This is a genomic window from Bradyrhizobium sp. CCBAU 25360, from assembly GCF_028128695.1.
GTDB classification, from domain to species: Bacteria; Pseudomonadota; Alphaproteobacteria; order Rhizobiales; family Xanthobacteraceae; genus Bradyrhizobium; species Bradyrhizobium ottawaense.
On sequence record NZ_LBJA01000045.1, the window covers coordinates 576,903 to 599,310 of the forward strand.

Annotated in this window: 23 protein-coding genes; 6 read left to right on the top strand and 17 right to left on the bottom strand. The window is 65.8% G+C overall.

The window, feature by feature from the left end; genetic code table 11:
- Window positions 1-242 precede the first annotated feature (242 nt).
- Window positions 243-908: a BA14K family protein gene (locus XH81_RS36975; protein ID WP_028144864.1), complete on the bottom strand. Its 666-nt coding sequence runs from the start codon at window positions 906-908 to the stop codon at window positions 243-245.
- A 243-nt stretch (window positions 909-1,151) separates the two neighbouring features.
- On the opposite strand from XH81_RS36975, the gene XH81_RS36980 reads away from it, so the two are divergent.
- On the top strand, window positions 1,152-1,559 hold the full coding sequence (locus XH81_RS36980) for an NADH:ubiquinone oxidoreductase subunit NDUFA12 (RefSeq protein WP_028144863.1): 408 nt from the start codon (window positions 1,152-1,154) through the stop codon (window positions 1,557-1,559).
- A gap of 501 nt (window positions 1,560-2,060) precedes the next feature.
- Here the strand turns inward: XH81_RS36980 and XH81_RS36985 are convergent.
- Window positions 2,061-2,747 (bottom strand): DJ-1/PfpI family protein, encoded by a 687-nt coding sequence (locus XH81_RS36985; protein WP_028144862.1) that lies wholly within the window; start codon window positions 2,745-2,747, stop codon window positions 2,061-2,063.
- Window positions 2,748-2,842: 95 nt separating this feature from the next.
- On the opposite strand from XH81_RS36985, the gene XH81_RS36990 reads away from it, so the two are divergent.
- Window positions 2,843-3,781 carry a GlxA family transcriptional regulator gene (locus XH81_RS36990; RefSeq protein WP_028144861.1) on the top strand — a complete coding sequence of 313 codons (939 nt, stop codon included), beginning with the start codon at window positions 2,843-2,845 and terminating at the stop codon, window positions 3,779-3,781.
- Here the strand turns inward: XH81_RS36990 and XH81_RS36995 are convergent.
- The 4 genes from XH81_RS36995 to XH81_RS37010 form a co-directional block, all read right to left on the bottom strand.
- Window positions 3,778-4,776, bottom strand: a complete 999-nt coding sequence (locus XH81_RS36995) for a hypothetical protein (protein ID WP_028144860.1) — start codon at window positions 4,774-4,776, stop codon at window positions 3,778-3,780. The genes XH81_RS36990 and XH81_RS36995 overlap by 4 nt on opposite strands.
- Window positions 4,777-4,813: 37 nt before the next feature.
- Window positions 4,814-5,224, bottom strand: a complete 411-nt coding sequence (locus XH81_RS37000) for a type II toxin-antitoxin system VapC family toxin (protein WP_028144859.1) — start codon at window positions 5,222-5,224, stop codon at window positions 4,814-4,816.
- Window positions 5,224-5,481: a type II toxin-antitoxin system Phd/YefM family antitoxin gene (locus XH81_RS37005; protein ID WP_028144858.1), complete on the bottom strand. Its 258-nt coding sequence runs from the start codon at window positions 5,479-5,481 to the stop codon at window positions 5,224-5,226. The genes XH81_RS37000 and XH81_RS37005 overlap by 1 nt, the downstream gene beginning before the upstream one ends.
- Before the next feature lie 87 nt (window positions 5,482-5,568).
- Window positions 5,569-6,516 (bottom strand): alpha/beta hydrolase, encoded by a 948-nt coding sequence (locus XH81_RS37010; RefSeq protein ID WP_028144857.1) that lies wholly within the window; start codon window positions 6,514-6,516, stop codon window positions 5,569-5,571.
- 206 nt (window positions 6,517-6,722) lie between these two features.
- Between XH81_RS37010 and XH81_RS37015 the strand changes: the two genes are divergently transcribed.
- Window positions 6,723-7,757 (top strand): DUF2155 domain-containing protein, encoded by a 1,035-nt coding sequence (locus XH81_RS37015; protein ID WP_028144856.1) that lies wholly within the window; start codon window positions 6,723-6,725, stop codon window positions 7,755-7,757.
- A gap of 40 nt (window positions 7,758-7,797) precedes the next feature.
- Here XH81_RS37015 and aat read toward each other — a convergent pair whose 3' ends face one another.
- From aat to XH81_RS37065, 10 genes are all read right to left on the bottom strand, one after another.
- Complete coding sequence (gene aat, locus XH81_RS37020) at window positions 7,798-8,478, bottom strand: leucyl/phenylalanyl-tRNA--protein transferase (RefSeq protein ID WP_028144855.1); 681 nt, start codon at window positions 8,476-8,478, stop codon at window positions 7,798-7,800.
- A gap of 63 nt (window positions 8,479-8,541) precedes the next feature.
- On the bottom strand, window positions 8,542-9,645 hold the full coding sequence (locus tag XH81_RS37025; RefSeq protein WP_028144854.1) for a sensor histidine kinase: 1,104 nt from the start codon (window positions 9,643-9,645) through the stop codon (window positions 8,542-8,544).
- Window positions 9,642-10,082 (bottom strand): response regulator, encoded by a 441-nt coding sequence (locus XH81_RS37030; protein ID WP_018323001.1) that lies wholly within the window; start codon window positions 10,080-10,082, stop codon window positions 9,642-9,644. Before XH81_RS37030 ends, XH81_RS37025 begins: the two co-directional genes overlap by 4 nt.
- Window positions 10,079-11,605 carry a sensor histidine kinase gene (locus XH81_RS37035; protein WP_028144853.1) on the bottom strand — a complete coding sequence of 509 codons (1,527 nt, stop codon included), beginning with the start codon at window positions 11,603-11,605 and terminating at the stop codon, window positions 10,079-10,081. Before XH81_RS37035 ends, XH81_RS37030 begins: the two co-directional genes overlap by 4 nt.
- Window positions 11,606-11,711: 106 nt before the next feature.
- Complete coding sequence (gene accC, locus XH81_RS37040; protein WP_028144852.1) at window positions 11,712-13,070, bottom strand: acetyl-CoA carboxylase biotin carboxylase subunit; 1,359 nt, start codon at window positions 13,068-13,070, stop codon at window positions 11,712-11,714.
- A gap of 81 nt (window positions 13,071-13,151) precedes the next feature.
- A complete protein-coding gene (accB, locus tag XH81_RS37045; protein WP_028144851.1) occupies window positions 13,152-13,640 on the bottom strand; it encodes an acetyl-CoA carboxylase biotin carboxyl carrier protein in 489 nt (162 codons plus the stop codon).
- Between the two features lie 38 nt (window positions 13,641-13,678).
- Complete coding sequence (aroQ, locus tag XH81_RS37050; protein ID WP_028144850.1) at window positions 13,679-14,146, bottom strand: type II 3-dehydroquinate dehydratase; 468 nt, start codon at window positions 14,144-14,146, stop codon at window positions 13,679-13,681.
- Between the two features lie 258 nt (window positions 14,147-14,404).
- Window positions 14,405-15,193 (bottom strand): DUF1236 domain-containing protein, encoded by a 789-nt coding sequence (locus tag XH81_RS37055; RefSeq protein ID WP_028144849.1) that lies wholly within the window; start codon window positions 15,191-15,193, stop codon window positions 14,405-14,407.
- A gap of 202 nt (window positions 15,194-15,395) precedes the next feature.
- The gene (locus XH81_RS37060) at window positions 15,396-16,163 is read right to left on the bottom strand and encodes a DsbA family protein (protein WP_028144848.1); all 768 of its coding nucleotides are present in this window, start codon (window positions 16,161-16,163) and stop codon (window positions 15,396-15,398) included.
- 98 nt (window positions 16,164-16,261) lie between these two features.
- Window positions 16,262-17,662 carry a M48 family metalloprotease gene (locus XH81_RS37065; protein ID WP_028144847.1) on the bottom strand — a complete coding sequence of 467 codons (1,401 nt, stop codon included), beginning with the start codon at window positions 17,660-17,662 and terminating at the stop codon, window positions 16,262-16,264.
- A 175-nt stretch (window positions 17,663-17,837) separates the two neighbouring features.
- Here XH81_RS37065 and XH81_RS37070 point away from each other — a divergent pair, with 175 nt between their 5' ends.
- The 3 genes from XH81_RS37070 to XH81_RS37080 all read left to right on the top strand — a co-directional run bounded on the left by XH81_RS37070 (window position 17,838) and on the right by XH81_RS37080 (window position 21,089).
- The gene (locus XH81_RS37070; protein WP_028144846.1) at window positions 17,838-19,025 is read left to right on the top strand and encodes a pyridoxal phosphate-dependent aminotransferase; all 1,188 of its coding nucleotides are present in this window, start codon (window positions 17,838-17,840) and stop codon (window positions 19,023-19,025) included.
- Window positions 19,026-19,112: 87 nt separating this feature from the next.
- Window positions 19,113-19,670, top strand: coding sequence for a biotin transporter BioY (locus XH81_RS37075; protein ID WP_028144845.1), 558 nt, complete (start codon window positions 19,113-19,115; stop codon window positions 19,668-19,670).
- A gap of 84 nt (window positions 19,671-19,754) precedes the next feature.
- Window positions 19,755-21,089, top strand: coding sequence for a dicarboxylate/amino acid:cation symporter (locus XH81_RS37080; RefSeq protein ID WP_028144844.1), 1,335 nt, complete (start codon window positions 19,755-19,757; stop codon window positions 21,087-21,089).
- Between the two features lie 85 nt (window positions 21,090-21,174).
- On the opposite strand, the gene XH81_RS37085 is transcribed toward XH81_RS37080, so the two are convergent.
- Window positions 21,175-22,407: an NAD(P)/FAD-dependent oxidoreductase gene (locus tag XH81_RS37085; protein WP_028144843.1), complete on the bottom strand. Its 1,233-nt coding sequence runs from the start codon at window positions 22,405-22,407 to the stop codon at window positions 21,175-21,177.
- Window position 22,408 lies beyond the last annotated feature (1 nt).

A 22,408-nucleotide genomic window follows, 5' to 3' on the forward strand; every position in this document is an offset into this window, starting at 1 on the left:
GCTTCGATGAAAGGTTGAAGCAAAGTCGAGGGGATCGCGAGGCCGAACGCGATCGGCAAGACAACAATCGGACACCGGTCAAGACAACGGCGCGCCCGCGACGGGCCATGGCCGCTTCATCCCTCGGCAGGGCGTCCCGGGAGTGACTGGCGAAACTGCACCGGCTCGCAGAACAGACAAGGGCGGCGCCGGCCATCACCGGTGCCGCCCATGGGTTTGTTGCATCGATTGTTCAGGCCGTCTTACGGGCAGGGATGCCGCTGGCCGTCATAACCGAGATAGGTGCCGGAAGCCGGGTCGTATGATTTGTAGCGCTGCGCGCAATAGGCAGGGTCGCCGCCGCTATCCGGGACCACCGCCACGGACGGCTCATCATAGTAGCTGTCGCCATAGTAGTAGGGGTCATCGTAATAGCCGCCGCCGTAATAGGCATACGAGCCGAGGCCACCGATCGCCGCACCGGCCGCGAAGCCCGGCCAGAAGCCGCCGCGACGATGATGATGATGCCAGCCTCCGCCGCTCCAGTTGCCGCCGCGGCCTTGCCAGGTGCCGCCGTTGGCGGCTGCAAAGTTACGGCTGACGCCACCGGTGAAGGACGTGCCGCCGCCCGGACGTACCGCTGGGCCGGCCGCGAAGTTGCCGCCACCTCCCTGCAACGCGGGGCCGCCGCCAATTCGTGCTCCGCCACCGAAGCCGCCGCCGCCCATGCGCGCGCCGCCGCCACCACCGAAGTGAGCGCCGCCGCCACCGCCACCGCCCATGTGAGCACCACCACCACCACCGCCGACGTGGCCGCCACCACCGCCGCCACGGCCACCGCCGCCCGGCCCCTGTGCAAAGCTCGGTGAGGTCATGGGTAGAACGAGCGCCAGCGCTGCGGCGGCACTCAAAACTTTCAGACTTTTCATGATAAAACTCCTTTCCCGGAAGCAAACCCTATGAAAGGGCTGGGGTTCCTGGGATCACGCCGGTTTGCGCGTGAACGGAGCCTCGCTCTCAATGGCTGTACCCGGCATGAACGGATCGCGTCCGATTTGCGGCAGCGTTCCTGGCGAGCCCGGCGCATTTGCCGAGGGCGCCGCCGTCCCGCCGAACTGGACATTTCGCCGCCCGGATGGCATCAGGACCCGACGAAGCAGGGCCCTTGCCGCATGAAACAATTCTTCCTCAAGTTCTTCACCTGGTGGAATGGCCAGACTTTTGGCACCCAGCTCTGGACCAAGCGGTACGGAGAGCTGGTCGGCCAGGACGAGCAGGGCAATCTCTACTATCGCACCCGCGGCGGGGCGGTCGATCCGACGCTCGGCTTTGAGCGACGCTGGGTGGTCTATAACGGCTATGCGGAAGCCAGCCGGATCCCCCCGTCCTGGCACGGCTGGATTCATCACGTCGTCGATGTGCCACCGACCGAGGCCAACTATCAGCCGCGCGAATGGGAAAAGCCGCACCAGCCGAATCTCACCGGCACGGCAAAGGCCTATCGGCCCTCGGGCTCGACCCTGGCCAGCGGTAAGCGTCCGAAGGCGACCGGCGACTATCAGCCCTGGACGCCTGGCTAGGCTTTCCGTCCTCCTTCGACTCTCGATCGTTCGGTTGGATGCACGCGCATCCGACTCACCTTGCTGTGGACAACGGGAACAGCGGGGACGGCGTCTGCGCGGACATTGCGGCCAGGCAAGCCATGCGGCTCAATGATCCCATCTTACGGAGATGGGAGACCATCGCGTTCGGTTCGGGCAACAGTTCGCGACTGTCCCGAGATGCAGCGGCCGCCGAGTAAGGACTCGATCGGGAGATAGGCCCCCGGTCTGGAAGTTCCGAAATCGCCCGATGGAATGTGCAGCCGCCGTAAGACAGGAAAGGCCGCTCGGGAAACCGAGCGGCCTTTTTCTGTTGGGACCAGCACGACGGTCACTGCCCCGGGCGCTGCCCGGCACGAAGTGATGCGCTGCAGAGCCGGGGCCTATGCAACAGCGATCCGCGTGGCTTCCTGGGTCCCGGCTCTGCGCAGCAGCGTTGCTCGCTGCAGCGCGTCCGGGACACGCGAGCATCGGCCCGCGCTAGTTCACCCGCTCCGCCGCACGCTTGACCGCTTCCAGGCGCCGCGCCTGGTTTTGCGCGCCGCGCTCTCTCAGCAAGGCCAAGACTTCAGCGGGCGCCGTGTCGGGCGAGCCCGAATTGAAGGGCGGGGCGGGGTTGTATTCCATCTGGAGCTGGATTGCTTCCGCCGTGGTGCGATCGACCATGAGGGAGACCAGCGTCAGCGCGAAATCGATTCCCGCGGTGACGCCGCCGCCGGTGATGCGATTGCGGTCGACGCAGACGCGTGTCTTGGTCGGCATGGCGCCGAACTGGCCGAGCATCTCGATCGCGCTCCAATGGGTGGCGGCGCGGTAGCCCTTCAACAGGCCGGCGGCGCCGAGCGCAAGCGATCCCGTGCAGACCGAGGTCACGTATTTTGCGCCTTCGGCCTGCTTGCGCAGGAAATCCAGCACCTCTTCATCGTTGAGCAAGTCGTTGGTGCCGCCGCCGCCGGGAACGCAGATCACGTCGAGCTGCGGGCAGTCGGCGAACGTCGTGGTCGGTGTCAGCGTCAGCACGGAATCGCTCGGCACGGGCTCGATCCGCTTCCAGATCAGGTGCAGCTTGGCGCCGGGCACCATGGAGAACACCTGCAAGGGACCGGTGAAGTCGAGCTGGGTGACGCGCGGAAATACCAGAAGACCGATCTGGAGCGGTGACGACATCGGCAGGTCCTCCAAAGATGAGCTTGACGCGCGAAGACTGGCATGGTGCGGTTGTGTCTGAAATGGCGTAATTCCCTCTATTTCGGACATACCCTATGATCGGCATCCTGATCTTCCCGGATTTCCAGCTGCTCGATGCGGCCGGCCCGATCTCGGTGTTCGAGGTCGCGGCGCGCTGCACCGGCAAGACGCTTGCGCTGCGCGTGCTGGCCGCGAGCGCGGGACTGGTGCGCAGCTCGTCGGGCGTCGAGATGATGGCGCGTGGTTTCAAGTCGGCGAATGCGATCACGACGCTGGTGATCGCGGGCGGCGCGGGCGTTGCGGATGCCGCGCGCTGCGAGGTCACGCGCGCCTTCGTGCAGCGGCTGGCGCGGCGCGGCGTGCGCGTGGCGAGCGTCTGCTCGGGCGCCTATGTGCTGGCCGAGGCGGGGCTGCTCGACGGCCGCCGCGCCACCACGCATTGGGGGCGGACGCGCGATTTCGTCGCGCGCTATCCGAAGGTGAAGTTCGAGCCGGACCAGATCTTCACCCGCGACGGCAATGTCTGGACGTCGGCAGGAATTACGGCGGGCATCGATCTGGCGCTCGCGATGGTCACCGAGGACCATGGCGAGGAGATCGCGCAGGCCGCCGCGCGGCAGCTCGTGCTCTACCATCGCCGCAGCGGCGGCCAGTCGCAGTTCTCCTCGCTGCTGGAGCTGAAGACGCCGAACGGCCGCTTTGGCGCACTGTTGTCCTGGGCGCGCGAAAATCTCGAGGCGCCGCTGACGGTGGAGGACCTCGCCGATCGCGCCGGCATGAGCGCACGGCATTTCGCCCGCGCGTTCGCCGCCGAGACCGGCGCGACGCCGTCGAAAGCGATCGAGCGGCTGCGGCTCGAAGTCGCGCGCGAGCGCGTGCAGTCCTCGCGCGAGGCGATCGAGCTGGTCGCTGAGGCGACCGGCTTCGGCGATCCCGAGCGCATGCGGCGCGCCTTCATCCGCGCCTTCGGCCAGCCGCCGCAGGCGCTGCGGCGCGCGGCGAGGGCGGGCTAGGGGGTGCTTGTCGCAGCAGAGCTGGAGGTGTTCGCGCGTACCGTCAGGCGCCGCGCGATCGGCATCAGCATGTAAGGCGCAAGGTGAATCGGAAACTGCGTCATCGCGAAATAGAGCCAGGTGGTGGGCGGTAATGCGCCGGCCGTAGCCGCCAGCATCAGGCCGAGATTGCGCTGTGAAACCATCAGCCCAAGCGCCAGCGCGCGCTCATAGCCGATGCGGCGGAATAGCAGCGTGGTGATCGCGAGCAGGGTGAAATAGATCGCGAACGAGAGAGCTGCGAGGCCGAGGGTGAACAGCGGCTGTGCGAGAAGGTCGCTGACGACATCGCCCATGATCGCAGCAGCGAAGATGAAGAGGATGATGATGTTGAGGCCGTCGATCGGCGCCTTGTGACGCTGGATCGCCTCCGCGCCGAAGAGCCATCGGATGGCGGTCGCCGCCAGCAGCGATGCTGCGAGGATGCCGAGCAGTTTCAGGCCCAGCGTCAACGGCGTGACGCTGAGCATGTCGCCGAGGAAGAGGCCGGCGAATAGCGAGGCCGTGAAGGGCACCAGCGCGGTCGAGGTCACCAGCGTGATCAGCACGAGCGTGGCATCGAGACCCATCAGTGCGGCCAGGGCCGGGGAGGCCATCATCGGCGAGGCCATGCTCTGGAGCATCAGTGCGAGCGAAAGCCCGGGGGCGCGAGCCGTGAGCCCGGTTGCGTGGGCGATCAGTCCGACGATCAGCGGCACGCCGATCGTGGTCCAGGCCGTGGCGGTTGCAACCAGCGCCGGCCGGCGCAAATGGCCGTAGAGGGCGGCCAGATCGACCCGCATGAAGGAGATGCAGAGCAGGCAGAGGATCGCCTCGGTCAGATAGGGACGCAGCAGCGCGCCGAGCGGTGGCACCGCAGCCGCGATGAAGACGACAGCGGCGACTCCGCGCGTGCCCTGGCTGCCGAGCCATGTCAGGCCGCGCATGGGGAGGGCATGTAGGAAGGCAGGGTGCATTTTGGCGTCCGGGAGAGCAACTCGAGAGCGAGGCTGGCTACTTGCCTTCAAATGGATTTACGACGCGAACTCCCGTAGGCTCAAAGTCCGAGACATTGCGCGTCACGACAGTAAGTCCATGCTCGAGCGCGGTGGCGGCAATCATGAGATCTGCGCTGTCATTGCCGAGCGCGGCGCTGAGAGCTCCCCAGCGACGCGCGGTCTGGAGGTCAAACGGCAAGACCTGTGTGCCGTAGAGAGCGAGAACGCGATCCAGCCAGGTGGCGAGCGCATCGGCAAAGCTCGGATCTGCAGCGCGTTGACGTTCGATTCCGCGTTCGATTTCGCCGATGCTGACGACGCTGAGGAAAAGATCTGCCGTTCGCTGCCGCTCCATCCAGGCGACCACCGACGGGTTGCGTCTGGTCCGACGCAGCTCGGACAGCGTGACGGTGTCGAGCAGAAACATCAGAGGCCGATGTCACGATCCGCGACACGCGCGCGCGGAAATTCCCCGTCGTCTTGCGGCATTTCAAGAAGCAGATCGGTCAGAGAGGGCGCCCGAGCGCGTTGCAGCTCCTGCAAGCGTTCAAACTCTGCGGCATTCAAGATCACCACAGCGGGTTTGCCATGCCGTGTCACCGTTTGCGGTGCGCGCTGCGCCGCATGGACCACCTCGCTGAAGCGGTTTTTTGCATCCTGCACCGACCAGACTCGCTTGGTCATACTCAGACTTTCTAGCTAGAAATTCTGGCTAGAATATGCGCCTCCTGGCGGCTCTGGTCAAGGACGAAGCCAATGCTCGCGGCGTTGCTATCCCAATCCCTTCAGCCACGCGCTGATCTCGCCGACGGCGACATTGGCCTGCTGCAACAGCTTGCCCATGGTGAAGAAGCCATGGAATTGGCCGGGATAGTGCTTGTACGTGACGGATATGCCGGCCTGCTTCAGCCGCTCGGCATATTCGTCGCCTTCGTCGCGCAGCGGGTCGGCGCCGGCGGTCAGCACATAGGCCGGCGGCAGGCCGGCAAGGTCTTGCGCACGTGCCGGTGAAGCGCGCCAGTCATGGATGTCGGCGGCGCCATTGAGGTAGTGGTCGCGAAACCAGCGGATCACCGAATGCGTCAGCAGCACGCTGGTCTCGGGCTCGCTGTGGGAGCCGTGCGTCATGGCGAAATCGGTGGCGGGGTAGATCAGCACCTGGCCCGCGAGTGCGGGGCCGCCAGCTTCACGCGCGGCGAGCGCAACGACCGCGGTGAGGTTGCCGCCGGCGCTGTCGCCGCCGATCGACAGGCGCGAGGCGTCGATGCCGAGCTCGCGCGCGTTCGCGGCGACCCATCGGGTCGCGGCGATGGCGTCCTCGGTAGCCGCGGGAAACTTGTGCTCGGGCGCGAGGCGGTAGTCGACCGAGATCACGATCAGCGCGCCGGCGTGGGCCAACTGGCGGCAGACGACGTCGTGGGAATCGAGATCGCCGATCACCCAGCCGCCGCCGTGGAAGAACATCAGCGCCGGCGATAGGCCGTCGTGCCGGCGCGGCTCCTTCGGCACGTAGAGGCGGGCGGGGATCACCCCGTGCGGCGCCGGGATCGATAGCGGCGTGGCGCGCGCGAGCTCAGGCGGCTCGGGGTTGGTGGCAAAGCGCGCCTGAGCATAATAGGCGCGCGCTTCCGGCGCTGTCAGCGTCTCGTAGGCGGGGCGGCCGGCCTCCTGGAAAGCCTTGTAGACGGCGGCGGCATCGGGATCGAGCACAACGGGCATGGAGGGGGGCACCTCGGGGGTTCCGGTTATCGTTGAATGTCATTTTCGGGCGATGCCCGCCTCGCGCCCCTGGGAGGGCTTTCCGACTATCCCACCGGTCGGCCGCCCTGGCCAGCGGACGGCGGGCAGGGCAGGGATGCCGCCCTTCCCCCGCCGTATTCCCCGTGTTAACCGGAGGGCCTGCGAGCGGCGGTATCCCCTGTAGAATGTCCAACAAGCCCGATTCGCTGTTGAAGCCGCGCGAGATGTTTCGAACCATTACCCTGACAGGTCTTGCGGCGCTTTTGGCCGCCACCGCGCTGACGGCTGCGACGCCGGCTCAGGCGCAGATCGGCACGATCTTTTCCGATCCGCCGCCGCTGCGCCCGCCCGGCAACATTCCACGCGGCCAGCCCCAGCCGCAGCAGATCCCCGACGACGACGAAGAGGTGCCGGAGCTGCCGCCGCAGGGCCGCGTGCTGCCGTCGCGCCCGATGCCGCCGCCGCCGGGCCGGCAGGGCAACGTGATGCCAGGGCCGGTCGAGACCCAGCCGCTGGCGCCGCCGCCGGGCTCCACCGTCGCTCCGCCGAACCAGCCGCCGCCTGTGGCGGTCGCGCCGCCGGGCGCCGGCCAGCCGGGTGCGCCGGGTCGCCAGCCGCAGCAAAAGGGCGGGCCGGGTGGCGCCGTGCCGCAGACCCCGGCAAGCCTGCAGCCGGGCGACGAGGTTGTCACCGAGCCGCCGGCCCAGAAGATCGTGAACAAGAAGGCGACTTTCTCGGGGCTCGACAAGATCACCGGGCGCATCATCAATTTCGACGAGGAGATCGGCGAGACCGTCCAGTTCGGCGCGCTCAGGGTCAAGACCGACGCCTGCTACACGCGGCCGGCGACCGAGGCCACCAACACCGACGCCTTCGTCGAAGTCGACGAGATCACCTTGCAGGGCGAGGTGAAGCGGATCTTCTCGGGCTGGATGTACGCGGCAAGCCCGGGCCTGCACGGCGTCGAGCACCCGATCTACGACATCTGGCTCACCGACTGCAAAGAGCCGCAGCAGACCATTGCGACCGCAGCGCCGGATCCCGCGACCAAGCCCGCACCTCCGCCGCCGCCCGCGCAGAAGAAGGCCGCGCCGAAGCAGGTGCAGCAGCGTCCGCCGCAGCCTCTGCCGCCGATCCAGCAGCAGCAACCGGCACCGCCGCCGCCTCCGCCGCCGGAGCAGCGGCCGGGTCTGTTCGGTATCCCGGGGTTTGGCCGCTAGGCCAAATCCCCCGGGGTTCGGCCGCTAAGCCTGCTATCGATTATTGCCGCGCGGCGATGATCTCGAGCGCGCGTGCGCCCGGGATCGCCTCACCCGCAGAGAGCTTCAGGAAATCGCCGGGCTCGCCCGCAAGCGCCTTGTCGAGCAGCGCGGTGTAGCGCCGCCGCGAGATCTCGGCCGCGCCAAAGCTCTTCAGATGTTCGGTGACATATTGGGTGTCGAGCAGCTCGAAGCCGCCATGGATGAGCCGCGCGACGAGATGCACCAGAGCGACCTTCGAGGCATCGCGCGCGGTGTGGAACATGCTCTCGCCGAAGAAGGCCCGTCCGAGGCTGACGCCGTACAGCCCGCCGACGAGGTCCTCGCCCTGCCAGGCCTCGACGCTGTGGCAATGGCCGAGCTCGTACAGGCCGCCATAGAGGTCACGGATGCGCTTGTTGATCCAGGTGTCCTCGCGTCCGGCCTGCGGCGCGGCGCAGCCGGCGATCGTCGCCTTGAATGCGGTGTTGACGGTTACGCGAAACACATCCGAGCGGACGGTGCGCGCGAGCCGCGAGGCGACACGAAATCCATCGAGGGGGATGACGCCGCGTAGCTCCGGCTCGACCCAGAACAGGGTCGGATCTTCGGCGCTCTCGGCCATTGGAAAGATGCCGCAGGCATAGGCGCGCAGCAGCACGGCCGGTGTGATTTCAGACGGGGCGGAGTCGCGCGAAGTCATGGTTCGCAACCATAGCAGGATCGCGACGCGGTTGCGATGGGGGTGCGCAGCAGGGCAGCGAGATCAGCTCGCGGCGGCGGTGCTGGTTCTGCCGGGGGCTGCCGGCATGCGCGCGAATTTCAGCACGATCCGGGTTCCGGAATGGGCGGGATCGCGCTCGACCGTGGCGTCGAGCTTGGAGGCCATGGCCGCGACGATGCGCTGGCCCATGCCGGTGGAGCGCGGATCGGCCTTGACGTTGTCACCGACGCCGTCGTCGGTGATCGACAGCAGGACATCGTCGCCCTGCGCGTGCAGCTCGACATGGATCGGGCCGGCGCCGTCGGGATAGGCGTATTTCACCGCGTTCATCACCAGCTCGTTGACGATGATGCCGACGGCGACCGCGCGGTCGGGATCGATCTCGATCGGCTCGGCCTTCAGCGTCAGGCGCGACATCCGGTTGCCTTCGGCCGAGCGGCGGAGATCCTCGAGCAGCGAGTCCAGATACTGGTTCAGGACCACGCTCTTCAGATCCTGCGAGGTGTAGAGGCGGCGGTGCACCTGCGCGACCGCGGCGACGCGGCCCATCGCGTTGGTCAGTGCCGCCTTGACCTCGTCCTGCGCGGCGGAGCTTGCCTGGAGGTGCAGCAGCGAGGCGATGATCTGGAGCGAGTTGCCGACGCGGTGGTTGACCTCGCGCAGCAGCAGCTCGCGTTCGGCGGCAAGGGCGGCGTAGCGGTCGCGCGAGGCATGGATCTCGGCCTCGGCTTCCTCGCGTGCCTTCTGCAATTCGGCCTGGCGCAGCGCGCCCTCGGTTGCGACGTGGAGCAGGGGGATGAAATCGCCCGTGACGTCCTTGACGAGATAATCGGCCGCGCCGGCCTTCAGCGCGGTGACGGCGATGCTGGAATCCTGCGAGGCCGTGACGAACACCACGGGCGGCGCACCCGGGATCGCCATGATCTGCTCCAGCGTCTCCAGCCCGTCGAGGCCGGGCATGTACTGGTCGAGCGCCACCACGTCGATGCCGCCCTCGACCGCGGCGCGGCGGATGCGCTCCAGGCCTTCCTCGCCGCTCGCGGCGTGGACGACCCTGTAGCCGCGCCGCGTCAGGCCGCGATCGACCAGGCGCGCCAGCGCACTATCGTCGTCGATGTAGAGCAGTGTTGGCGTGCGCTGGCTCATGGGGCGGCGGGAGGGACCTGGATGACCGAGAAGAACAGGCCAAGCTGCCGGATGGCATTGGCGAAATTCTCGTAGTTGACGGGCTTGGTGATGTAGACGTTGCAGCCGAGCTCGTAGCAACGCTTGATTTCCTGGGAATCGTCGGTGGTGGTAAGCACCACCACGGGCGAAGCCTTCAGATATTTGTTTTCCTTGATCTGCCTCAGGATGTCGATCCCGGTCATGTCGGGCAGGTTGAGGTCGAGCAGGATCAGCAGCGCGTTGCCCTTCTGCACGAGCCCGCTGCCGTCGGCGCCGAACAGATGCTGCATCGCGTCCGTGCCGTTGGGAAACGAGACGATCTCGTTATTGACCCCCGAGCGGCGGATGTTGCGCTCGATCAGGCGGGCGTGGCCCTCGTCGTCCTCGATCATGATGATGGTGACAGGCTGGGTCATCGATCTGCGTTCCGGTTGCTCACATTCCAGGCGATCGGCAGCGTGATCGTGAAGGTGCTGCCCGCGTCCAGTTCCGATGATACCGACATGGTGCCGCCGAGGCGACGCACAAGTGCACGCACATGCGCAAGACCAATGCCCTGGCCGGGCTTGTCCTGGGTTCCCGCGCGGCGGAACAGGTCGAATATCCGCTGATGATCCTTCGGATCGATGCCGCGGCCATTGTCGCTGATCTCGAAGATAGCGTAGCCGAGTTTGGTCCGCCCGCGAATTCTGATTTCGCCGGGCACCCCGCGCTTCAGGTACTTGATCGCATTGTCGATCAGATTGGAGAAGATCTGCTCGAGTGCGAGCCGGTCGCTGACGATGTCAGGCAGGGGCTCGAGGTGAATCTGGGCCTGTGCCTCGGCGGCCTGGTGCGCCAACGTCGACACGATGGCCTCGATCAGCTCGCTGGTGTCGATCTTCACCGGCTGGAATTCGCGTCGGCCCTCGCGGGTGAGGTTGAGGATGGCCGAAATCAGCCGGTCCATCTTGGCGATCGACGTCTTGATGAAGCCGAGCGCTTCGGAAAAATCCTCCGAGAGCTGCTTGTCGGCGCCTTCGAGCACGATCTCGCCGGGCGCGCCAGGCGCCAGCGGCGGCCCGCCGGCGGGGACTTGGGTGAGGCTGCCGAGGCGGCGGAAGACATCGCCGCTGAGCTCTTCGAGCTCGCTGGTGAAGCCCATGATGTTGACGAGCGGCGAGCGCAGATCGTGGCTGACGATATAGGCAAAGCGCTGGATCTCTGCGTTGGCCTCGCGCAGGTCCGCGGTGCGCTCGTCGACGACGGACTCCAGGTTGACGTTGGCATCGCGCAGGCGCGCTTCGGCCTCGTCACGGGCGCGGGCCGAGCGCCGCACCAGCCAGGTCGAGATCAGGGCCAGCAGCACGACGAGGCCGGAGCCGATGCCGGTCATCGATGCAGCCAGGGTCTGACTCCGGTCGGAGTTGGCGGTTCGGACCCGGAACAGCCGCTCCTCTTCGCGGATCATCGCGTTGGCCAAGTTGGTGATCGTCGTCGTGGTGTTGCCGGCCGCGGCCTCGCGGATCAGCGCCGTGGCCCTCTCCGGTTGGCCCTCCTTCACGAACTTCATCTCGCGCGAAAACTGGTCGAGCCGGGTCGCAATCGCCGCACTCAGCTTCTCGATGCTGTCGCGTTGCGCCGGATTGTCGCCGATCTGGCGCGTGAGCTTATCGAGTGCCGGAATGATCGCTGCGACGGCCTTCTCGTGGTCCGACTGGAAATCCGGTCCCTGCGTCAGGAGAAAGCCGCGGGCGCTGCTCTCGGCGCGGCGGATTTCGAGCAGCAGGGCGTTGATTTGGCTCTCCGCCTCGATGGTGTGAACCACCCATTTGCTGTCGTCCCGCGCCTTGTTGACGAGGTAGACCGACCCGGCGCTGATCACAGTCAGAATCAGGAGGCCCGCCGAGATCAGCAGGATCTGCCAAAATGCGCGCCGTCGTTGGGCCTCGGCCGTCACGACGGCCTCGCTCTGTCACGTTCAGCGGAAGTCAAAACGCCCCCTTTGGACTGTCCCCGCGTCGGGAACGCGATAAGGCCCAAAGGGTTCCACGCCGAAAGTGGATTTATCGCGGAGCGGGTTCCGTCTTGCCGGCCAGATACTGTTCCAGCCAGTGGATGTGATAATCGCCGTTGATGATGTCGTCTTCACGGACCAGCGCGCGGAACAGCGGCAGCGTGGTCTCGATGCCTTCCACCACCATCTCGTCCAGCGCCCGGCGTAGCCGCATCAGGCACTCGGCGCGGGTCTTGCCGTGCACGATGAGCTTGCCGACCAGGGAATCGTAATAGGGCGGGATCGTGTAGCCCTGGTAGACCGCGGAATCGATGCGGACGCCGAGTCCACCGGGCGGATGGTATTGCAGTATGCGGCCGGGCGAGGGCCGGAAGGTCTGGGGATTTTCGGCGTTGATGCGGCACTCGATCGCATGGCCGATGACCTGGACCTCTTCCTGCCTTGCCGGCAAATCGCCGCCCGCGGCGATGCGGATCTGCTCCAGCACGAGGTCGATGTCGGTGATGCTCTCGGTGACGGGATGCTCGACCTGGATGCGGGTGTTCATCTCGATGAAGTAGAACTCGCCGTCCTCGAACAGGAACTCGATGGTGCCGACGCCGAGATATTTCATCTCGCGCATCGCCTTGGCGCAGGTCTCGCCGATCTTGGCGCGCGCGGCGGCGGCAAGGACAGGCGAGGGGCCCTCTTCCCAGACCTTCTGGTGGCGGCGTTGCAGCGAGCAGTCACGCTCGCCGAGATGGATCGCGCCGCCGCGGCCGTCGCCGAGAATCTGGATCTCGATGTGACGCGGCTTCTGGAGGTATTTTTCCAGATAGACCGAGGCATCGCCGAAGGCGGATTTGGCCTCGTTGGCCGCCGTCGACAGCGCCACCTGAAGGTCGACCTCGCTCTGCGCGACCTTCATGCCGCGGCCACCGCCGCCGGCCGCCGCCTTCACCAGTACCGGAAAGCCGATCTTTTTGGCGATCGCCAGCGCGTCGTCATCGGGACCGACCGCACCGTCGGAGCCGGGCACCACGGGGATGCCGAGCTTCTTGGCGGTCTTCTTCGCCTCGATCTTGTCGCCCATCAGGCGGATGTGCTCCGCCTTGGGACCGATGAAATGCAGATTGTGCTCGGCGAGGATCTCCGCAAAGCGGGCATTCTCGGACAGGAAGCCGTAACCGGGATGCACGGCATCGGCCCCGGTGATCTCGCAGGCCGCGAGCAACGCGGGCACGTTGAGATAGCTGTCCTTGGATGCCGGCGGTCCGATGCAGACGCTTTCGTCCGACAGGCGCACATGCATGGCATCGGCGTCGGCGGTGGAGTGCACGGCGACGGTGGCGATGCCGAGCTCCTTGCAGGCCCTGAGGATGCGAAGGGCAATCTCGCCGCGATTGGCTATGAGGATCTTGTCGAACATGGTGCCTCAGGGGGCGAACGGGGAATAGCGATTGGCGAACAGGGAAGAGTAACTATTCGCTCCTCGCTATTCGCCAGTCCCTCACTCAATGATGACGAGCGGCTCGCCGTACTCGACCGGCTGACCGTCCTCGACCAGGATCTGCGTCACCGTGCCGGCGCGCGGCGAGGGGATCTGGTTCATGGTCTTCATGGCTTCGATGATCAGCAGGGTCTGTCCGACCGAGACCTTGCTGCCGACCTCGATGAACGGCTTGGCGCCGGGCTCCGGTGCCCAATAGGCGGTGCCGACCATCGGCGAGCTGACAGCGCCAGGATGCTTCGACAGGTCGGGACCGGCGGCGGCAGGCACGGCGGAGGCGACCGGCAGGGCGGCGGGAGCGGCTGCCATCTGCATCGGCATGGTCGCAGCAACGCTGACGTTGCGGGCGACGCGCAGGCGCAGGCCCGCACGTTCGATCTCGATCTCGGTGAGGCTGGTCTCATCGAGCAGCAAAGCGAGCTCGCGGATGAGCGCGGAATCCTCGCTGGAAAACTTTGCGGCTGCTTTGTCGTCTGGCTGGCGCGCCATGTTCTTTGATCCGAATGTTCTGTTTGATGAAGGGGGCTTCAGGCTTTGGGCTTGATGGCAAGCTTGGCGGCAAGGCCCTGGATGGCGAGGCGATAGCCCTCGATGCCGAAACCGCAGAGCGAGGCGAAAGCCGCGCGTGCGGTGTAGGAGTGGTGACGAAAGCTCTCGCGGGCGTGGATGTTGGTCACGTGCACTTCGACCGTCGGGATCTGCACCGCGAGCAGTGCGTCGTGCAGCGCGATCGAGGTGTGCGAATAGCCACCTGCATTGACGATGATACCCTTCATCTTGCGCGCATGCGCCTCGTGGATGAAGTCGATCAACTCGCCCTCGCGGTTGGACTGCCGGCAATCGGCCTTGAGGCCGTACGTTGCCGCGGTCTCCCGGCACAGTGCCTCGACGTCGGCCAGCGTGGCGTGGCCGTACTTCTCGGGCTCGCGGGTCCCCAACATGTTGAGGTTCGGCCCGTTGAGGACGAGGATCGTATCGGTTGCAGGTTCTGCCATTCCAATCCCGGGAAGAGGTGCTCGGCGTGGCGGGGTTATAGGTAACAAAGCGGCCTAGGGGAAGCCTTGAAGGGCCTCCCAAGGGGCTTCAGGTAGCTCATCCCCGGTGCAAAAACCTGTGCGGAAGCTACGGAAATTGCTTGTTAACCAGTTCTAATCGTGGCTGCCGGAGGGAGGCTCGCAGGGGAGGGCGTCGCATAGGCCAAAGGCCCCTGCCGATCTCTCGGCAAGGGCCCATTTGGGCTTCAGCGAAGCAGCTTAGCCTTCGATGATGTAGACGATTTCGCGCGTCTGCGGACGGACGATCACGTACTGACCGCGGACGAAAATCACTTCATAGCCACGCCACTCCGGGTAGATCTCCACGATCCGGGGCGGAAGCGGATGGACTCGGACGGAGGCCGGGATCGCGGTGCCGACCGAGATGTTGAAGTTGACGTTCGTCGTCTCTTCGATCTTGGTCGACTTGATCGCCGTCGAGATCTCAGTCCGCTTTTCGGCCGGCGGCGCGGAAGCCGTCGCGGAGGCGGTGCCGGTCGTGGTCTGGGACTTGTCGGTCGTAGCCGCATTATTGGTCTTGGCGGCGCCGCCGGCCTTGTTGTCCTCGGCCTTCATGTCCTTGGCAGACTTGGCGGGGTCAGACTTCGTCGTCGAATCCGAGCTCATGCTCTTCGACTTGTCCTGCTGGGACTTGTCCTGCGCGCGTTCGTCAGTGCGCTGGCCCTTGGTGGCGCCGGCCTTGTCCTCGGCCGCGTTCTTGTTCATCGCGCCGCCCGGGCGCTCGTCCTTCATCGCGCCGGGTTTGTCCTCGGAAGACCGATCGGACTTCATGGTGCCAGCGCCACCGGCCTGGCCGACGGTGCCCTTGTCATGGCTCATGGAATCGCGGCCCGTCGAGCCGCGCTCGGCGGCGCCGCCGGAGGGCTGCGAGTGCTGCATCTGCTGCGAGCCAGCGCCGCTGTCACGGCCCTTGTCTTGTGCGTTCGCCAGACCGGCGCCCGCGACCAGGGCGACTGCGGCGACAGAAATCATAAAGCGGTTCAACATCGAATTCTCCTCACGTGTTTCTTTGCGTCATTGCCCGTGCGCCGACAACGAAAGGAGATTTGAGTTGTTCCGGAACTTCGCCTGTTCCGCGGCATTTGTTTGTTGAATGCCAGATGAATGACTTTGCACGAACGTTCGGCGCAAGAGAAAGGCCGGCTTGCCAGCCGGCCTTTTCGGGGTTTCAGGATCGTAAAACGTATGATCAGCAGGTTGCCTTGCCGCAGCGGGCAATGCCGATCTTTTCCTTGAGGCCTTCGACGCCGACGGCGCCAATCACGATCTGCTTGCCGATGACATAGCTCGGCGTGCCGTTCATGCCCATCGCTTCGGCGAGCTTGAAGTTCTCCTCGATGGTGGCGCGCACCTCGGGGCTGGCGAGGTCCTTTTCGATTTTGGCGGTGTCGAGGCCGGCTTCCTTGGCGGCTTGAAGCGCGCGCGCCTTGTCGGCAGCGCCGCGGCCGCCGAGCAGCTTCTGGTGGAAGTCGAGATATTTCTTGCCGGAGGGGTCCTGCATGCGCACGGCGACCGCGACCTGCGCCGCCTCGACCGAGCCCTGGCTCAGCACCGGAAATTCCTTCAGCACCACCTTCAGCTTCGGATCGGCCTTCATGAGGGTGAGCATGTCGTCCATCGCGCGCTTGCAGTAGCCGCAATTGTAATCGAAGAACTCGACGAAGGTGACGTCGCCGTCCTTGTTGCCGAGCACGACCTGGCGCGGGGAGTTGAAGATCGCGTCCGCATTCTGCGCGATGCTGGCCTCGTGCTTCTGCGTCTCGGCCGCGGCCTGCCGCTTGCTGAGCTCGGCCATCGCCTCCTCGAGCACCTCGGGATGGCTGATGAGATAGTTCTTGATGATATTCTCGATGTCGGTGCGCTGGGTGTCGGAGAAACTGTCGGCCGACGCGGGCACGGCTGCGCCGAACAGGGCGAGCGCAAACAACGCGGGAGCAATCAGGCGCAGCGAAGGCATAGGCAAATCCTCTTCTCCAAAGCAGGTTTCGGAATACGTCCCGGCGGACTTAAGCTCGGTGTCGTGACGTCGTGGTATCGGGCGTCGCTCGAGTTGCGTCAGTTGCGCGGCGGCTTCGCCGCCACGATGTCGTCGGCCTTGACCCATCCGGGCGTGCCGACGGCGAAACGGGTTTTCGCGCGCGTAGCGAGCTCGCGGGCGGTCTTGTTGTCGCCGCGCAGGTAAGCGGCTTGCGCCGAGGCGAGATCCGCTTCGGCATAGTCGCCCTTCCGGCCATAGGCCATCGCGAGCTGGGTATAGCCGAGCACCGCCTCGGGTTCTCGCGCCACCGCGGCGCGGAGAATCCGAACGGCGTCGTCGGTGTAGGTCTTATTATCGGTTCCAACCAGAGCCTGCCCAAGTAACATCTCGATGAGGGGCGCGTTGTTGGAAAGCTGTGCGGCCTTGCGCAGCGGAGCGATCGCCTCGGCGGCCTTGCCGCTCTCCAACAGGGCCTGGCCGCGCACCTCGTAGAAGTACGGATTGTTGGGCTGGACCTGGATCAGCGCGTCGATCTGGGCCAGCGCACTGCGCAGATCGCCGTGCAGATAGGTGCTGATGGCGCGGGCATAGCGCGCCGGCATGCTGTCGTTGGTCTGGGGATAGCGGCGGTACACAGTCTCCGGCCGCTCCATGAACGCGGAGATCTTGGCGCGAACCATGTCGTGGCGGAGCTGCAGCGCGGGATCGTCCTTCTTGTTCCAGTAGGGGCTGGAGCTGGCGAATTCCTGAAGCGCGGCGACGCGCTCGGCCGGCATCGGGTGCGACTGGAGATAGGGATCGGCGCCGCGCGCGGCGAACAGGCTCTCACTGGTGAAGCGCTTGAAGGTCTCGTACATGCCCTTCGGCGATTGCTGGGTCGCGGTCAGGAATTTCACGCCGGCGCGGTCGGCGTTCTCCTCTTGCTGGCGCTGATAGGACAGCAGCGTCCGGCGGATCACCTCCTGGGGAGCCGAGATCGCGGCGGCGCCGGCATTGGCGAGCCCGTTGTTGCCTGCGCTGCTGCGCTGGGTGCTGCCTGCGGCGATCGCGCCTGCGCCGAGCAGCATCGCGATGATCATCTGGGTCTGGGCGGCGGCGAGCTGTTCGCGCAGCTTGGACAGATGGCCACCGGCCAGATGCCCGGTCTCGTGCGCGAGCACGCCGATGATCTGGTTCGGGGTCTCCGATTGAAGGATCGCGCCGTAATTGACGAAGATGCGGCGGCCGTCGGCGACGAACGCGTTGAACGAGCCGTCGTTGAGGATCACCATCTGGATGTTCTGCTTCTCCAGACCCGCGGCGCGCAGGATCGGGCGCGTATATTCGCGCAGCAGTTGCTCGGTCTCGGTGTCGCGCAAGACCGGCGGCCCCTTCTGCTGCGCCCGCGCCGCCGGGAGCGGCAGCAGCGCGATCGCCGCAGCCGTAACGAGGGCGGTGAGGGCGGAGGCCTTCTTGCGCAATGCGATCTGGAGAAACATCAAACGGTCTGGAGAGCAGTTTCGTGATTGGTTTTGGCGATTGGCGGCGGACCGGATACGCGATATGCCCTTGTGAGCGTTACCCTTATGAGCCGTACAATGCGGCCAGTCTGGGGCGCAAGCGCCCCGTTCCCGGGCCGGACGCTCCGGCCCGCCAGCGAAATAGCAGAAATCGATGCACGATGCGACATTGAGGAACCGGTTGGGGCAGTGGCTCGAGCCCTCCCGCCGCAGCGATGTTCCCCCGTTCATGGTGATGGACGTCATGGCCGCGGCGGCCCGAATCGAGGCCGCCGGCGGCCATGTCGTCCATATGGAGGTCGGCCAGCCCGCGGCGGGGGCGCCCAGCACCGCGATTGCGGCCGCCCACGCGGCGCTCGAGGCCGGGCGGATCGATTATACCTCCGCGCTCGGCATTCCCAGTCTGCGCGAGCGCATCGCGCGCCATTATCGCGATGCCTATGGCTGTGCCATCAGCCCTGACAGGATCGTGGTGACCACCGGCTCCTCCGGCGGGTTCATCCTGGCCTTCCTGTCGATGTTCGAGCCTGGCGACCGCGTCGCCGTGACGGTGCCGGGCTATCCGCCTTATCGCCATATCCTCACTGCGCTCGGTTGCGAGCCGGTGCTGATCGAGACCACGAACGAGACGCGCCATGCGCTCACCGGCGAGGCATTGCTCGCGGCGCATCGCAAGGCGCCGCTGAAGGGCGTGCTGGTCGGCAGCCCCGCCAATCCGACGGGGACGATGATGTCCCGCGAAGCGCTCGCCGGCTTGATGGCGGCCGCCGAAGATGCCGGCATCCGGTTCATCTCGGACGAGATTTATCACGGGCTTGATTATGCGTTTCCAGCGGTCACCGCGGCCGCGCTGTCCGAGCACGCACTCGTGATCAACTCGTTCTCGAAGTATTTCTGCATGACGGGCTGGCGCGTCGGCTGGATGGTCGTGCCTGAAATTCTGGTGCGGCCGATCGAGCGGCTGCAGCAGAACCTGTCGATCTCGGTGCCGTCGCTGTCGCAGATCGCGGCAGAAGCCGCCTTCGACGGCGCGGCCGAGATGGAGGCGATCAAGCACGGCTATCAGGAAAACCGGCGGATTTTGATCGAGGGATTGCCGAAGGCGGGCCTAGCCAAGTTTCTGCCGGCCGATGGTGCATTTTATCTCTACGCCGACGTCTCGGGCTTCACCTCCGACAGTTTCGAGTTCGCCAAGCAGATGCTGGAACAGGCGCGTGTCGCGGCCACGCCCGGGCTCGATTTCGATCCCGTTCACGGCCGCTCGTTCATTCGTCTTTCCTATGCGCGCTCGCCCGGGGAGATGCGAGAGGCAGTTGACCGGATCGCTCACTGGCTTAAATAGCCGCCAGTTTTCGACCACCCGGAGTTCATCTTGTCTGACCGATCTGTCCCGACCGCTGCCACACCGCATTTTCCTCTCGCCGCATTGATGTGGCCGACCCGACCGGGCGAAACCGTCGGCGCAGTGCGCGCCGTCGTGCTGGTTGCGCTTGGCACTGCGTTGATGGCGCTGTCAGCCAAGGTCAGCCTGCCGCTGCCTTATGTGCCCATGACGTTGCAGACGCTGGTGGTGCTGATGATCGGCGCCGCTTATGGCTGGCGCCTTGGGAGCGCAACCATGATCGCCTACCTCGCCGAAGGCGCGCTTGGCGCGCCGGTATTCGCCGGGCCGGTGGGTGGAATTGCACCGCTGGTTGGCCCGACTGCGGGCTATCTGTTCGGTTTCATTGCGGCCGCCTTCGTGACCGGCTGGCTCGCCGAGCGCGGCTGGGATCGCAGTGTCATGCTGCTTTTCGCAGCGATGGCCGTCGGCCATATCGTCATTCTGGCCGCCGGCTTCGGCTGGTTGGCGTTCGGCCTGGGCCTCGGCATTGCGAAGGCCTGGCAGGTCGGCATCGTGCCGTTCATTGCCGCTTCGCTGGTCAAGAACGCGCTTGGCGCGGCGTTGATGCCGGCGGCGCGCAGGCTGATCGATCGCCGCCGGTAAAACGCGCAACAGCAAGCGGTTCCAATTGACAGGGCCGGCCAAGTTGATCTTGGCTGGCCCAGTGTTTTGAGGGGGAGTGAAACGATGACGACGACAACGATGGCGGGGGCGCCGGTCGCGCCGCCCGTCGCCAAGCCGTGGTACAAGGTTCTCTACGTCCAGGTGCTGATCGCCATCGTGCTCGGCGCCATCGTCGGCTGGCTCTGGCCGACGGTTGCCACCAACGAATGGATCAAGGCGCTCGGCGACGGCTTCATCAAGCTGATCAAGATGGTGATCGCCCCGATCATCTTCTGCACCGTCGTCTCCGGCATCGCCCACATCCAGGATGCCAAGAAGGTCGGCCGCATCGGCGTCAAGGCGCTGGTCTATTTCGAGGTCGTCTCGACCTTCGCGCTGGTCATCGGTCTCATCGTCGGAAATCTCGCCAAGCCGGGTGCGGGCTTCGGCAATGCGGCGGCAAACGAGGCCGCCGTTGCAAATTACGCCAAGCAGGCCGCCGGCCAGAAGTCCGTCGACTTCGTGCTGCACATCATTCCGGACACCGTGGTCGGCGCCTTCGCGCAAGGCGAGATCCTCCAGGTGCTGCTGTTCTCGGTGCTGTTCGGCTTCGCGATCATGAGCCTCGGCGAGCGCGGCCACACCATCCGCAGCTTCATCGATGATGCCGCCCATGCCGTGTTCGGCGTCATCTCCATCGTGATGCGCGCGGCGCCGATCGGTGCGTTCGGTGCGATGGCCTACACGATCGGCAAGTTCGGCACCGGCGCTATCCTCAACCTGGTCGGGCTGATCGCCACCTTCTACCTCACTGCGGCGCTGTTCGTTTTCGTCGTGCTCGGCATCATCGCGCGCCTTGCAGGCTTCTCGATCTTCAAGTTCCTGGCCTACATCAAGGACGAATTGCTGATCGTGCTCGGCACCTCGTCCTCGGAAAGCGCGCTGCCGTCCCTGATGGAAAAGCTGGAGCGGCTCGGCTGCTCCAAGTCGGTGGTCGGACTCGTGGTGCCCACGGGGTACTCGTTCAACCTCGACGGCACCAACATCTACATGACGCTGGCGACGCTCTTCATCGCACAGGCGCTCGGCTACGATCTCAGCTTCAGCCAGCAATTGACCATCCTGGTCGTGGCGATGCTGACCTCGAAGGGCGCTTCCGGCATCACCGGTGCGGGCTTCATCACGCTGGCGGCGACGCTGGCCGTGGTCGATCCGCGCCTCGTGCCGGGCATGGCGATCGTGCTCGGCATCGATAAGTTCATGAGCGAGTGCCGCGCGCTGACCAATCTGTGCGGCAACGGCGTCGCCTGTGTGATCGTCGCCTGGTGGGAGGGTGAGCTCGACCGCGACAAGCTCAACGCCAACCTCTCCAAGCAGATCGATCCGACCGACATGGAAACGGCGATCACGACGGACTGATCAGGATCCGACGGCGCGAGCTGCGCTGTCAGACTTTGAAGTCATAGGGCTGGTCGAGATCCTCGATCAGCCCTTTTTCTTTGGGCTAGAACCGCTCCGGCCGGTACGGCGTCGGATCGATCGCGGGCGTCTCGCCGCTCATCATCTCCGCGAGCAGGCGCCCCGTCGCGGGTCCGAGGGTAAAGCCCTGGTGGCCGTGGCCGAAATTCATCCAGAGGCCGGGATGCTGCGGAGCTTGCCCGAGCACCGGCAGCATGTCGGGCGTGCAGGGGCGGGTGCCGAACCACGGATCCGGCTCGACGCGCTTGCCGAGGTCGATCAGCTCGCGTGCGGATGCTTCCGCGCTGGCAAGCTGCACGGGCGTCGCGAGCGCATCCGGGCTCGTCAACTCGGCTCCGGTGGTGATGCGAATGCCCTTGGCCATCGGCCCCATGGCATAGCCGCCGGCCTTGTCGATCAGCGGCAGGTCGAGCGACGCGCCGCCGCTGTAATGCATGTGGTAGCCGCGCTTGCGCACCAGGGGAATACGATAGCCGAATTTGTGGAGGAGATCGGGCGACCACGGCCCGAGGGTCACGACGGCGTGGGCGGCGTCGAGACGCCCCTGGTCCGTGTCGACTGACCAGCCGGTCGCGGTCTGCTGCAGCGATTGTGCATCGCCGAGCACAATGGTGCCGCCGCGGCGCTCGAACAGCTCGGCATAGGCCGTGACCAGCGCGCCGGGATCGGACACGGTCCAGGTGTCGAGCCAATGAATCGCGCCGGGAAGATCGTCGCGCAGGACCGGCTCGGCTCTCGCGAGCTCCTTGCCGGAGAGCACGCGAAAATTCACGCCGAACTCGCGCCGGTCTTCTTCCGCCGTCTTGATCGCCAGATCGAATGAAGCGGCATCGCGATGCAGCATGCGATAGCCGGCGCGGCGGATGAGATTGTCGGCATGGGCCTCGCGAATGAGGATGTCGTGCTCGCTCGTCGCGTAAGCGATCAGCCGCGCCCACGCGTCGACCGCCTCGCGATGACGCTTCGGCGCCGAATGCCACCAGTAGCGGAGCAGGGGCTCGATATGGAGATGAAGCGACGACAGGCTGTAGCGCACATCGTTGGTGCGGCCGGTCGCGATCTTCAGCAGCGTCGCAAGGTCGCGCGGCATCGGATAGGGGCGGACCGCTTCCGCCTGGATCATCCCGGCATTGCCGTAGCTGGTCTCGCGGCCCGGCTCCCTGCGGTCGACGAGCGTGACGGCCCAGCCGCGCTGCTGAAGATGCAGCGCCGCGCTCACGCCGATCATGCCGCCGCCGAGAACGATTGCGCTTTGCATT

Coding starts and splice junctions, on each gene's coding strand:
- XH81_RS37065 (WP_028144847.1), bottom strand. CDS start 17,662: ATGTTTCTCCAGATCGCATTGCGCAAGAAGGCCTCCGCCCTCACCGCC.
- XH81_RS36995 (WP_028144860.1), bottom strand. CDS start 4,776: ATGCACCCTGCCTTCCTACATGCCCTCCCCATGCGCGGCCTGACATGG.
- XH81_RS37025 (WP_028144854.1), bottom strand. CDS start 9,645: ATGAGCCAGCGCACGCCAACACTGCTCTACATCGACGACGATAGTGCG.
- XH81_RS37030 (WP_018323001.1), bottom strand. CDS start 10,082: ATGACCCAGCCTGTCACCATCATCATGATCGAGGACGACGAGGGCCAC.
- accB (WP_028144851.1), bottom strand. CDS start 13,640: ATGGCGCGCCAGCCAGACGACAAAGCAGCCGCAAAGTTTTCCAGCGAG.
- XH81_RS36990 (WP_028144861.1), top strand. CDS start 2,843: ATGATCGGCATCCTGATCTTCCCGGATTTCCAGCTGCTCGATGCGGCC.
- XH81_RS37005 (WP_028144858.1), bottom strand. CDS start 5,481: ATGACCAAGCGAGTCTGGTCGGTGCAGGATGCAAAAAACCGCTTCAGC.
- XH81_RS37000 (WP_028144859.1), bottom strand. CDS start 5,224: ATGTTTCTGCTCGACACCGTCACGCTGTCCGAGCTGCGTCGGACCAGA.
- accC (WP_028144852.1), bottom strand. CDS start 13,070: ATGTTCGACAAGATCCTCATAGCCAATCGCGGCGAGATTGCCCTTCGC.
- XH81_RS37075 (WP_028144845.1), top strand. CDS start 19,113: ATGTGGCCGACCCGACCGGGCGAAACCGTCGGCGCAGTGCGCGCCGTC.
- XH81_RS37080 (WP_028144844.1), top strand. CDS start 19,755: ATGACGACGACAACGATGGCGGGGGCGCCGGTCGCGCCGCCCGTCGCC.
- XH81_RS36980 (WP_028144863.1), top strand. CDS start 1,152: ATGAAACAATTCTTCCTCAAGTTCTTCACCTGGTGGAATGGCCAGACT.
- XH81_RS36985 (WP_028144862.1), bottom strand. CDS start 2,747: ATGTCGTCACCGCTCCAGATCGGTCTTCTGGTATTTCCGCGCGTCACC.
- aat (WP_028144855.1), bottom strand. CDS start 8,478: ATGACTTCGCGCGACTCCGCCCCGTCTGAAATCACACCGGCCGTGCTG.
- XH81_RS37085 (WP_028144843.1), bottom strand. CDS start 22,407: ATGCAAAGCGCAATCGTTCTCGGCGGCGGCATGATCGGCGTGAGCGCG.
- XH81_RS37055 (WP_028144849.1), bottom strand. CDS start 15,193: ATGTTGAACCGCTTTATGATTTCTGTCGCCGCAGTCGCCCTGGTCGCG.
- aroQ (WP_028144850.1), bottom strand. CDS start 14,146: ATGGCAGAACCTGCAACCGATACGATCCTCGTCCTCAACGGGCCGAAC.
- XH81_RS37060 (WP_028144848.1), bottom strand. CDS start 16,163: ATGCCTTCGCTGCGCCTGATTGCTCCCGCGTTGTTTGCGCTCGCCCTG.
- XH81_RS37070 (WP_028144846.1), top strand. CDS start 17,838: ATGCACGATGCGACATTGAGGAACCGGTTGGGGCAGTGGCTCGAGCCC.
- XH81_RS36975 (WP_028144864.1), bottom strand. CDS start 908: ATGAAAAGTCTGAAAGTTTTGAGTGCCGCCGCAGCGCTGGCGCTCGTT.
- XH81_RS37015 (WP_028144856.1), top strand. CDS start 6,723: ATGTCCAACAAGCCCGATTCGCTGTTGAAGCCGCGCGAGATGTTTCGA.
- XH81_RS37010 (WP_028144857.1), bottom strand. CDS start 6,516: ATGCCCGTTGTGCTCGATCCCGATGCCGCCGCCGTCTACAAGGCTTTC.